This is a genomic window from Rhodoferax sp., from assembly GCF_014859475.1.
GTDB lineage: Bacteria > Pseudomonadota > Gammaproteobacteria > Burkholderiales > Burkholderiaceae_C > Rhodoferax.
Map to the genome: position 1 here is coordinate 1 of NZ_JACUUE010000068.1, position 12,396 is coordinate 12,396.

A 12,396-nucleotide genomic window follows, 5' to 3' on the forward strand; every position below is an offset into this window, starting at 1 on the left:
TCGACCGGTTGATTAGCAGCTTGACCTCGAAGGACCACAGCTTGGTGCGCTTGTCGGAATACTGATTGACGCAGTCCTTGACCTCTTGGTGCCAGTCCGCGCCCAGGTCTTCCATTCCGACTAAATCCGGGTAGAGCCAGCGGTTGCCATTGGGTCCACGCTTGTTGGACGAGCGCTTTTCATCAATGCGTTTCGAGTACACACCGAACTCTGCCCATAGATAGCTGCTTAGCAACGGGTACAGGCCGTGCTCCCCGATCTTGGCCTCGTCTTTGCCGATAGGAGCAGTGACGCCAACGCTCTCCACCGCCGCAACCTCCGCGCTGTCCGACTTCTCTGAGAAGTAGTACTTTCGGGGGCGGCCTTCAGTCGTCTTCAGGTTGGGGTGTTTCTTCTGGAGGCGCGGACGCTGCGAGCCGATCTCCGCCACCAACTGCTGCAGCAGGTCTGCATCGGTTTCCAACGCCTGGCTGCTGGCTTTTTTGGCGTGACACTCGTCCGGGAAGGTCGCGAAGATCCACTCGGCAATCTGTCGGGCCGAGAATTTCTCATCAGGATGCGCGGTCAGGTAGTCGACGACCGATTTGCCAAGATTAAGCGCCATTTATTTATCTTCCATTCGTATTGCTCTCAAGCCGGTACTGCGTTGAAGTCCTCGGCATGGGTTGCGTTGCTGCTCTTCCCGACGAAGATCGACTGCAGTTGCGAGAAAGCTGGGAGCTTCAGACGACGTTCCTTAAGACAAAACGGCAGCACCCAAAGGCGCATCCCGCTGGTTTTCGGAAAATCAAACACAGGCAACGGGTCGGCGAAGGCATCCGTTCTGGGGTAGATCAAAACAACATCCCCGGTACCATCCAGATAACTCAATCCATAGGCTTGCAGCTGGTAAAAGTCGCTCTGGGACAAACCGTATTTGTCCGTTCCGTTCGCCTTTAGGCCATCAAGGAGCTTCCACTTGGTGTCGAGCACCAATAAATCCCGATCTGAATCCCGTATCAGCAAGTCCGGCTTCAACCGAAACCAATTCTGTTCGCGGTGGCGAACCAGGTGATGACTGCGCGCCTGGGTTTTCAAGATGAGAGGTGGAGTCAGCTGTCGAGGTAGATGCTTGGCCACATAGGCTTCAAAGACGGCTTCCATCGGAAACAACAATGATGGAGCCGTGTGATGCCCCGAGCCGGTCAGCGGCGAGGCCTCGTTCAAGATGAGGCGTGCCCAAGCAAGGGCATCGGCGTAGTAGCCCATGCCCCTGTCCAGTCGTACTTGCTGGAAATCGATCCGTGTTTGCGTGGAAGGCGGAACGTCCGCAAAAACGAAATCCAGCTCTCGAGCCAGCTGCTGGTTGGCCTGCGTTCCGGTGAGAATCAACACGCGCCGTAACGCCGCGTGTAGCAGTCTGTTTTCTGGTCGGTCCGTCGAAAACTCATCGTGCTCGGTGAAAAAGCGGTCTGCCCGGAACAGGTTCTGCCGCAAGTGTGGCGACATCAGGAGCTTGCCACGCAAGGCAAACAAGTTGTCCTGCCGCTGGCGATAGTCACTCCGAAGCCCACGCTTGACGATGTGCTCGACAGCGCGCAGAAACTCGCTGATGAAAATTTCCAATAGCGGCATCCGCGCCGCAGACAGTTGGGCTCTATTGGTCAGTACATGCCGAAAGCCATGCAGACAGCACAGCATTTCAATCAGCAACTGACGCGCCTCGACCGCACCACCACCGATGGCCTTGCCGACTTTCGGCAGCACTTCTATCTGGAAACCGTCCGGCGCACGAATGACGCCGACAAAGCTGGTCACCTGGATGACACGGCGCCCACGACGCTGAGCCCAGCGCAGCCAAGCGGCATCTCCCGCGTCTGCGGCGCGCAGGCATTGCTCCTCAAGCCAGCCAAATACGCTAGCTGGAACCAGGTGCACGCCATCGATACCCGAGAAGTCCGCCCCAACTGGTACCAGGGCGTCAAACTCGTAAATCGTCAAGCCATTCATCAGGCTGGCAACGTCTGATAGATGCCGATGTAGGCATCTGGATTGGTGAAAGACGCATCCTGAACCACGTAGCGCTGCTTGGTGGCATAGGTGTCCAGGCCATGATCGCTGCCGAACAAGCGCGCCAGATCCTCTTCATGATCCTGGCTCTCAATCACAAACCGCGCCGCCTCGGGCTTCTGGTTGTCTGCCAGCACAAGCCGGATTTTTTGCCAGTCTTCGAAGAAGTATTCCTCGAGCAAGGGGACGATGCGATTACTGAAGACCTGCGACAACGCCACGAGCCGTTCGTCTCCGTCAGGGACTTGTGCAAGCGAGGTGAAGTAAGCATGACCGATGCAGTGATCTCGGTCGTAAAGTGCCTCGACACGCTGATTGATGACAGACAGCATTCGCGGGATGTCGACCACCTGCCCACCCAATGTCACCCGCAGGCCAAAAAGTGGCGCACCCGCCTCATCACGCGCATCCGGAAGCACAGGCACAAAGTCGAACCTGCGACGCAGCGCCGTATCCAGCAGGGCAAGCGACCGGTCCGCTGTGTTCATCGTGCCGATGATGTCAAGGTTGGGTGGCACCGAGAACGATTCGCCCGAGTACGGCAACGTGACCGAGATGGCATTTTCCGCACCCTCGCGCTTGTCCGGTTCGATCAACGTGATCAGTTCGCCGAAAATCTTGCTGATGTTGCCCCGGTTGATCTCGTCGATGACCATGGCAAAGCGCTGGTCCGGTGCGAGGCGTGCCTTGCGGCAAAGATCCTTGAATGCGCCTGGGCGTATTTCGTACTTGATCGCACCCGAGCCAGTATCGTCATCCAGCACCGGACGCAGGCCTTCCACGAACTCCTCATAGCCATACGATTGGTGGAACGTGACAAAGCTGTAGTGACGAAGGATTTCCGAAGACTGGGCGCCAGCCCGGTACTCCTTGAGCAAGGCAACGAGGTCAGCGCAGGCTTCTTCCCATTCACCGGCCAGTTGCCAAACAGACTCCTCGCTCTTGTCGAATACCTGCGGGCTAAAGCGCAGCTTCTGTTTGACAGTCGTGGATTCATCAATCGTACGTTCCTGCAGCGTCGTCCAGATTGTCTGTCGCAGGTTGTCCTTGCGGCCTTTGGCCGTCGCCAGCGCATCGATGAAGGGGTGCGCCAATAGCTGACTCACGTTGGCCTTGCCGCCGAGGTCGACCAACGCCAGGACGGCAGCTTCCCACCATTTCAGCGGAGCAATCCTGTCAGCGATAAACTGGCTCTGCCATTCCGCAGCAGACACCGAGGTCATTGCCTGCTCATAGTCTCGCCGCAGTAATTTGGAAACTTCGTATGTCTTGCCTGTCCCGGGCGGCCCGTAGTAGATGCGATTGAAAGCTTGCGTGACAGCGGCGTCCATCGGTGGCTCCTCGTCATCGGATTCCTCGTCGGACTCCATCGGGTCATCCCGAAGTTGGTCAGGCCACAGACCTGGGCGTTCGGTTTCCAACACCAACCACTCGTCCAGCGTTTCACGCTCGGCGACCAAGGCGGCTTCAATTTTCGCCACCAAATCATCGGTCAGTAGCTCCCGGTTCAACTTGGGAACGGCACCGACATCACGTGACCAGGATATCTTTCTGGTACGGGTGCCACGGATCACACCGAGCACGCCGATCGCACGCTCACTGCCAGGGTTCTTGCGGCCAAAGCGCACCTGAATCCCTTTGCCCATGTGCCACCAATCCAGCCCCGCCGCGTGAACGGCTCTGGCCAGCCGGCAAAACGTAGCCTTGTCCTGCGCCGACCAAGAAGCCCGGAAGGTTTTGAAGGTGTGCTTGCCATCGAAGTGTTTGAGCAGATCCTCATCACTCAGCTTTTCGCCCAAATCCAGCTTGGCCACCACTTCGTCGTAGCGGACGCGGAATTTGCGAATGGCCTCGATGCTCCAATCCACCAGCTCAGCCAGCGATTTGCCCAGTCCTTCCGAGGCCGGAAGCATGGCGACGATAGGTGACCCGTTGTCGTAGCCACCGCGCAGTGCAAGGTAGTCACGACGCACGGGTGCGCCCTCATCAAGCCCGACCGTGTCGATCTTGACCACAAAGCCATCATCAGCCCCAATTCCCACGGTATAAGCCAGTTCCTTGGGGGAATCCGCTGCCGGGTAGATGCGCGCCCAGTTGTACGGCAGGAAGGAATTTGCCTGACTGGTCGGGCGCTTGCGAACCTTGATCACACCCGTCGGGAACAACTTGGTCTTCACCTCGTTGGCCCACGCCTCGGTCACCTCGTAGGCCTTCTTCAGTTCCTCGTAGGCGCGGTTCTGCTCGGGGTTGGATTCGTCGCGCTTTTGCCCCTTCCACTTGTTCAGCAGTTTGAAGTGGTCACTGGTGAAATAGTCCGCCATGTTTTCTTATATCCCCTCAACATCAATTCCGTGTTCGGCCAGCCAGGCCATTCGCTGCGCATAGTCGGGCATTGCGCGCTCAACGCGTAGCCAGAAGGCAGGGGTGTGGTGTGGCTCGTGCAGGTGGGCAATCTCGTGCACCACCACATATTCCGCGATACGGGCTGGCAGCAAGATCGTTTTCCAGTGGAAGTACAGCCAGTCGCCCTTTCCGCAAGAACCCCAGCGATAGCCGAGGTCCTGCACCTTCACGCCAGCAGGTGCCACCTCCATGCGTGACTGGTAGTCGGCCACCCGGCCCGACAGCCAGACCCGAGCCCTTTCGCTATACCAGCGGATGAAGTGCTCCCGTGCGCCTGCCTGCGCATCATGGCGCAGCGCAAAGCGGCCATTCACCAGCTTCAGGGGGGCGTCTTGGTCATCGACTAATTTCAGCCGATGGCTGCGCCCGAGATACAGGAAGCCCTCGCCGCCAACGAACTCTTTGCGCGGCACCTGGCGTTGCAGCCGATCCTTCTCGGCCAGCTTGGTGTAGATCCAAAAGCGCTTCTCGCTGACAAATTCGCGGAGTTGGTCGATGCCCACCTTGGGTGGCGCGTTCAGAATCAGTTCCCCCGTTCTTTCCACGGTGATTTGCATCGTCTGGCGCCGGGCACTGCGCCGTATCGTGAACTGCAAGTCGTCCACCTGGATGCAAGCCTCTGCCTCGGTCGCAGGGCTTTCCGCGTGGTGGTGGGTAGATTTCAGGGGCGACAACATGGCTTTACACCTGCACCAGCTTGTCGTGACTGGCGCGCGCCTGCTCCATCAACTTGTCGGCCAGCACGCCCGCCTTGTCGGTGTCCACCAAGGGTGGCCGTAGACGCATCAAGTGCTCGAACAGTTGCGTGTTCAGGTCTTCCTGCGCCGCACGTTTATGGGGGCTCCAAATATCACGGTTGCCTTGCAGCTCCTGCACCAGCAGGTCCACCAGCTCCACGGTCACATCCTTCAGCCGCAGCAACTCGGCCGCCGTGGGCGTCTGGCCAGCACACACCACGTCCAGCACGGTGCGCAGGAAGGGCGCGCAATGCTCGGGCAAGTCGCTCGGCGCATCTGCACTGCCTGCCTTGCCCGAGCGCAGTTCGTCGATGATCTTCTGCAGTTGCGAGATCACCTCGTTCCACTTTTCCCCCAGAGTTTTGAGAATGTCGTTCAAGTGCTCCGAGAGCTTGCGGTACAGCACCGGGTCTTCATCGGTGTGCTTGCGGATGTGCGAGCGAATTGCGTGCTCCATTTCGGACGCCTTGGCGCGGTCGTTCGCCGCCCGGGCCACGTGCGTGTCGAACTGGGCATCGGTCAGCTGAATCGGCGGGATCTTTGGGTCGATGCCCAGCGAGATCACATGGTCGTCGATCAGCTTGCGCACCTTGGCGCCGACATCCTTGCCCAGTACCGGCGTGTCCTTGTAGCGGTTGCGGGCGCGAGCGTAGATATAAGCGAGCTTCTTGGCGTCCTTGATGTAAGGCAACCCTTCCGGTCGCGGCAACACTGTGTCGAGCGATCCGAGGAAGGCCTTGAGCTTGACGGCAAACTCGGCGCGCAACTTCTCGCTGCCCAAGGCCTCGACGCAGGCTTCGGTGTCCTCCAGCGATTCAATACCCCGCTGTCGGAACAGATCCACCACGCGCAGATGCCGGTCGCGCAGTACCGGCACCTCGTCCTTCAGGCTGGCCAGCGCGCCTTCCACGTCCTCATCGGCGTAGGCCGCCAGCGCTTCCTTCAAATGCTGCGCCACGCCGTAGTAGTCCACCACGATGCCGCAGCGTTTGCCGAAGCCGGTGCGGTTGACGCGGGCAATCGCCTGCAGCAGTTCCGCTTCGCGGATCGGTCGGTCAAGGTACATCACGCCCTCGATCGGCGCATCAAAGCCGGTGAGCAGCATCGATTTCACCACCAGGAAGGCCAGCGGGTCGGTCTTCTCGGGTTTGGCATGGAACAAAGGCTTCTTGAAGCGTTTGATCAATTGCTCGTGTGCCGCGCCATCGGTCCACTGCTTCCAAGCCGGATCATCATTGTTGCTACCCGAAATGATGGGCGCGAACTCAATGCGCGCCAGGGTGTCGCGGTAGCGCCAGGCTTGCACCAACGCCTGCACGCTCACAGGACGCTGACACAGTGCCTCGTCATCCAGCGCCTTGTCCTCAGGTGAGAGCGCGTGAGCCTCCGCCAGCAACTCATCGCGGGCTGAGCGCAGGGCCTCGAAATATCGAATGGCCGCCAAGCGGCTGTACGCCACCACCTGCGCCTTGTAACCGTTGGGCAGGATGTTGGTGACGTAATGGCGAAGGATGTCGCGCGCTTTGTCGGCGATCAACGCCGGGGCGTCAAAGATGTGGCCTTTGGTGGCGTACTTTTTCTTGATCGCCTCCAGCTCCTCCGGCGAGTGCTGGCGGAACAGGTCTTCGAACAATTCGTCGAGGCTGGCGCCGTCCTTGATCGCGCCGTTGGCCGTGCGGCCCTCGTAGAGCACCGGCACCGTGGCACCATCGGCCTCGGCTTCCTTGATGGTGTAGCGGTCGATGAACTCGCCAAAAATCTCATGGGTGCGCTTCTTGTCGCCCATGATGATCGGCGTGCCGGTAAAGCCGATGCGCGCGCAGTTGGGCAGGCCCGCCAGCAGGTTGGCGTGCAGGTCGCCCGCCTGGGTGCGGTGCGCCTCGTCCACCAGCACGAGGATGCTGTCGTCCTCGTTCAGCACCTCAAACTTTTCGTCGCCTTTGTAGGTGGCCTTCGGCTCTTCCACCTTCGGAAGGTCGTCTTCCGTCAACGGCGCATCACCCGCGCTGTCCGGGTCGCGGTATTTCTGGATCGTGGCAAAGATCAGCCCCGGCCCTTTGCGCCGTGCCAGCGCTTTCACGCCCGCCGTACTTTCTGCCACGTCCACCACCTCGCCGGTTAGCGTGGCGGTCACCGACAACTGGCCCTGCAGGTCCTTGCGGTCGGTGACGACGATGACTTTGAAGCGCCGTAAGTCAGCGTCCGCGCGCATCTTGCGCACCAGGAACACCATGGTCAGGCTCTTGCCCGAGCCCTGGGTGTGCCAGATGATGCCGCCACGCTTGTCGTGTTCGCCGTGCTGCAGGCGCGTCTGGCCGGTCTTGAGGCGGGCAATCGCCCGGTTCACTGCCCGGTATTGTTGGTAACGGCACACCGTCTTGATGGTCTGGCCGCCGGTCTGCATGAACAACATGAAGTTCTTCACCACATCCAGCAAATGCGCGGGGGCCAGCAGCCCGGCGATCAGACGTTCCTGCTCGGAAATTGCCGCCTTGCCCAGCGCCTGCGCCACCTCAATCTCGCTACCGGAACCCTCCGGGCCGACCACCGTCTTCCACTGCGCGTAGTGCTCAAAGGCCGCACCCACGCAGCCCACCCGAGCCTCGTCGAAGCTACTGGCCACCAGCAGCTGATTGGTGGCAAACAGGGGCTCATTGCCCTCGTTGTCGTCCACCTCAAAGGCGGCCTTGCGCTGGTTGCTGTAGCGCCGCAGTTGGTCCACCGCCTCGGCCAGCGGCTCGGGGACGGACGGGCTTTTGCACTCCGCCACCACCAGCGGGATGCCGTTCACCAGCAGCACCAGATCGGGCACGATGAAGGCCTTGCCGCTGTTGAAGCCTGGCGGGCAATCGACGCGGTACTGGTTGATCACCGTGAAGCGGTTGTTGGCTGGGGACTCCCAGTCGATGTAGCGGATGGTCTGGCCGCGCCCACCGTCCCAGCCGGGCAGGCCCTCCACCGTCAGGCCACGGATCAACAGTGATGTCGCCTTCTCGTTGGCCTCCATCAGCTTGTGCGTACCTAGCCGGGTGATGGCCGCCACGGCTTCCGACAGCCGCGCCTCGTCCAGCCAGGGCGCGCCGTCAGGCCCAAGGTTCAGCGTGCGCAGTTGCTCGCGCAGCAGCCCCTCCTGAATCACTTCGGCAAAACTGGTTCGACCCGTGACTGCCGGGTCATCAAGACTGCCCGCGTTATAGGCCCAACCGAGTGCCTGCAACTGGGCTACGAACGGCTTTTCGACGTCATCAAGTTCCCAGCCCATCAGGCGCTCCCCTTTTGTTGTGCTGCGTCGGCAAGCAATGCCGTGACGCGGACGCGGCCGGTGAGGAGGTCGTCCATCAGGCCCGACTTGAGCTCTCGCAGCTTGGCGGACTCGGCCGTGGCGTTCTGTATGCGGTTATCGATTTCATCCAAGCGCGCGGCAATCAGATCCTGTTCGGTACGAAGCGGCTTTGCCGTCACCAAACCCCGGATCGTTGGAAGGTTCAGACCCGCTTTTGCGCCCGCATCGTTCAGCTTGCTGATGTAGGTTTGTGCAATTGGCCCGGCCAGGTAATGGCCAACGAATCGCGAATTGACAGCATCAAGGTCTGGGCGTACCAGTGCAATGTGCTGATTGATGTACGCCTCGCCCAAATCATCTGGAACGACACCGACGATACCCAGATCGGCCGTAATGGAAATCAGGATGTCGCCAGACTCAAGCCGTGTCCGCTGTCCGTCCGCATTCCGAGGCGGGCGCACGTACATCGTCGATTCGTAACGAAAGTTGATGTGCTCACGCGTCAAGTTCCCAATGCGAACGAACAGCGCACCGCTGTCAGCGTAGAAGCGCGCCCAATCGCGTGAACCGCTGGTCACCGTCTTCGACACCGACTCCAGCGTGACGACATCCCAATCTTTCGGAATCCACCCCAACGGCGACGGCTTGTAGAGATGCGGCGCCTCGGCCTGGGGCGGGCGCAGTTCGCCGTTGGCGTCGATGCCGCGTGTCAGCAGGTCGTGGAGCAGGCCCTGCTTGACGGCCTTGAGCTTCGCGATGATCGCCCCGGTTTCGTGGATGGCGGTGTCGACGACATCGAGGACCTTCGCAATCTTCGACTGCTCAGGAAAGCCAGGACAGAAGACTTCAAGTTCACTCAGGTGCTTCCACGACGTTCGCGGCATCTTCGTACCCACGGAAGTCATTTCAGCTGCCGCGCCAACTTGCTCTGCCCTCAGCACCTTTCCCGCAAAACTGGGGTCGACACCAGTGTTCGCGCGCAGGACCAGGATGTCAGTCGAGCAGTAGCCATCGAAAGGCGCGACCACACACTTGCGCAGGTTCGGACGCAGCTTGCCGAAGAGGACGTCGCCTGACTGAAAGATCGAGTTGGTACTGATGGACGAGCTCGCAAGCGACCACCCAGTCAGGTGCGCGCCGCGAGAAGGAATGTTTTCCAATCCCACATAATGCCGCGTCGGGTCTTTGCGAACAGTGATCTTCGCGTCGACTTGCGACACCAGTTCTGACAGCGCGCGGTAGCAAACTTCTTCAGAGTCAGACATACCGCAACCCCTTCAAGAACCCTTGCAGCGCCTGCGCTGCCGCGTCGCGATTGACCTCGATCTCTGTAAGGGTCACGCGGTACTTGTCCCACCAGTTCTCGAACGCGGCCACGATCTGTTTGCGCTGCGCGGCCATGTAGTGCTCGACTATTGATCGCATGTCGTTGTGCAGGATGGTCAGCAGCAACTCAGCGGCGGCTTCCGGTGTCAGCCCGTCAACGGCGATGCCGATGTGCTGCTTGAAGCTGTCGTTCTTGGCTTTGAGTTGTTTCTTGACGGCGGTGAGCTCCTTCTTCCAGGCCTTGAGCTGGGCTTCATCGACGGTGTTTTCTTCGTCGCCATCGTCTTCCGCTGCCTCGGCGGCTTCACCATCCTCGCCCTCCGCATCCTTGGGACTGGCGGCCTTGATCTGGCTATCCAGCTCAGCTTTTTTGGCTTCGAGTTCGGTGATGGCCTCGACGAAGTCGCTCATCAGGAACTTGACCAGCTTGTGCTCCAGCGGGCTTTCCTTGCTGGCCTTGTCTTCCAGCGCGGTGACGATGCTGGTGCGCCAGGCGTCGGCCACGCCCTTGGCACCGCGCGCCATCAGGGTGAGGAACTCGTACTTGGTTTGGTACCAGAAACCGGCCACGATGCCGCGCACCTGGAAGGGGTCGAGCAGGCCGATGGCTTCCAGGCTTTGGCTGAAGCTGGCCAGCAGGTCGTTGCGCAGCGCCACCAGGCTGGCAGCGTTGTCCATTTGGCCCGACAGTGCCGTGATGCGGGCGCTGTGGGCTTGCCACCATTGCTCGAAGGCGGCGCGGATGGCCGCCTCTTTGGCGACCAGACCGGCATTGCTTTCGATGGTCGGCCTGAGGGCCTGCCGTTTGTCGAGGACTGGCGCGAAGTCGAAATACTTGGCATCCCTTTCCACCAGCAGATCCATCGGGTTCAGGCCGTGGGCGCTGAACAGTCCGGCCTTGTCGGCCACCTCGGCCTTGGGGATGCCGCCCACCAGATGGGCGCGCACATCGTGCGGCTCGGGCGGTGGCGCGTTGTCGGCGTAACGGCGGATGTTGAGGTTGTAGTCGTTGGCCTTGAGCGTGGCGTTGTCGACGATGGCCGAGAAACCGTCGATGGCGTGGAATTCGTCGAAGGTGGTGACGATCTTCTCGATGTGCTCGGGCAGCAGGTAGTTCTGTGCGCGGCCTTCGAAGAACTCGCGGTCGGCATTGATGAACAACACCTTGCCCTGGCGCTCGGCAGGCTTGCCGCTGACGCGGTTGGCGCCCTTCTGCACCCGCTGGCGCAGCACCAAAATGCAGGCCGGGATGCCGGTGCCGTAGAACAGGTTGGGCGCTACCCCGATGACCGCTTCGAGCAGGTCGTCCTCAATGATGCCGGCGCGGATGGTTTTCTCCTCGCCGCCTCGGAACAGCACGCCGTGGGGCAGAACGGTGGCCACCATGCCGCCGTCGCGCGTGACGGCCAGCATGTGCTGCAGGAACATCAGGTCGGCCTTTTTGGCACCCAGCGGCACCTGGCCGTAGGGGAAGCGCTCGGCTTCGAACTTCGGCTTCCAGGCGGCATTGCCGTCGGCATCCTTCTCGGTATTGCCCCAGTGGATAGAGAACGGCGGATTGGTGAGCACGCGGTCGAAATGCATCAACTCGCCGCCTTCAACGTGCTGTGGCTCAGCCAGGGTGTCCTCGTTTTGCAGGTTGGCAGTGCTGATGCCGTGCAGCAGCATGTTCATCTTGGCGATGGACCACACCGTGCCATTGAACTCCTGCCCGAACAGGTTGGCCTTGCGGCCGTCTTCACCGTGTTCGTCGATGTATTCCTTGGCCGCAATCAGCATGCCGCCGGAGCCACAGCAAGGGTCGTAGATGTCGTGCTTGAGCTCGGGCTTGATCAGTCGCACCATCATCCGCACCACCGAGCGCGGCGTGTAGAACTCGCCGCCTTTCTTGCCCGCCGAATCGGCGAATTCGCCAATCAGGTATTCGTAGGCTGCACCCAGCAGGTCGGGGAACTCGAAGTCTTCGTTGCGCAGGCGGTGCAGGCTGAAATGGGTGATGAGCTGCTGCAGCTTGATGTCGGGGATCTTGCTCTGACCGATCTTGCGGGTGAAGTCGATGTGCTCCAGCACGTCGTACAGGCTGACGTTGTCGCCTTCAATCCCCGCGAGCGCCTTGCTCAGCAGGCTTCCCACGTTGGCCTGACGCGAATTGTCGACGAGGTAGCTGTAGCGAGACTCCTTCGGCACCCAGAAGTAGCCGTCCTTCTTGTACCAGCGCTTGTTCTCGGCCGAGGCTTCCGCTTCGGCGGGCGTCTTACCCGCTTCGATTTCTAGCTGGATCACTTCGGCGCGGCGTTGCTCGAACACGTCGGAGCAGCGCTTGAGGAACAGCATCCCGAAGATGTATTCCTTGAACTCTGAGGCGTCCATCTTGCCGCGCAGGATATCGGCGGCTTTGAAGAGGTGGCGTTCTAGCTGAGGCAGGGTTAAGGGCATGTAGGGAATCCAGTCAAAATCGGTTGTTCTGTATTGGCGCGGCGCATCAGTCAGCCTTGCCCATGATGTTTTGTGCGTCTGGCGATCGGTATCCGGGGGCCAGCAGTGCGTTCTTGACGCCGTACAGCGCCAGGTGATCTTTCAGCCAGAGCCTGAATTCAT

Annotated in this window: 6 protein-coding genes and 2 pseudogenes; all 8 read right to left on the minus strand. The window is 60.4% G+C overall.

Annotated elements, in window-relative coordinates; genetic code table 11:
* Positions 1-604: pseudogene (locus IBX54_RS07905) on the minus strand (HrgA protein); the annotation flags it as partial.
* A gap of 26 nt (positions 605-630) precedes the next feature.
* Complete coding sequence (locus IBX54_RS07910) at positions 631-1,989, minus strand: McrC family protein (RefSeq protein ID WP_296542123.1); 1,359 nt, start codon at positions 1,987-1,989, stop codon at positions 631-633.
* A complete protein-coding gene (locus IBX54_RS07915) occupies positions 1,989-4,370 on the minus strand; it encodes an AAA family ATPase (protein WP_296542124.1) in 2,382 nt (793 codons plus the stop codon). The genes IBX54_RS07910 and IBX54_RS07915 overlap by 1 nt, the downstream gene beginning before the upstream one ends.
* 6 nt (positions 4,371-4,376) lie before the next feature.
* A complete protein-coding gene (locus IBX54_RS07920) occupies positions 4,377-5,129 on the minus strand; it encodes a M48 family metallopeptidase (protein ID WP_296542125.1) in 753 nt (250 codons plus the stop codon).
* Between the two features lie 4 nt (positions 5,130-5,133).
* Positions 5,134-8,451 (minus strand): type I restriction endonuclease subunit R, encoded by a 3,318-nt coding sequence (locus IBX54_RS07925; protein ID WP_296542126.1) that lies wholly within the window; start codon positions 8,449-8,451, stop codon positions 5,134-5,136.
* Positions 8,451-9,737 (minus strand): restriction endonuclease subunit S, encoded by a 1,287-nt coding sequence (locus IBX54_RS07930; protein WP_296542127.1) that lies wholly within the window; start codon positions 9,735-9,737, stop codon positions 8,451-8,453. Before IBX54_RS07930 ends, IBX54_RS07925 begins: the two co-directional genes overlap by 1 nt.
* Positions 9,730-12,234 (minus strand): class I SAM-dependent DNA methyltransferase, encoded by a 2,505-nt coding sequence (locus IBX54_RS07935; RefSeq protein ID WP_296542128.1) that lies wholly within the window; start codon positions 12,232-12,234, stop codon positions 9,730-9,732. The genes IBX54_RS07930 and IBX54_RS07935 overlap by 8 nt, the downstream gene beginning before the upstream one ends.
* A gap of 46 nt (positions 12,235-12,280) precedes the next feature.
* Positions 12,281-12,396 (minus strand): annotated as a pseudogene (locus IBX54_RS07940) (WYL domain-containing protein); the annotation flags it as partial.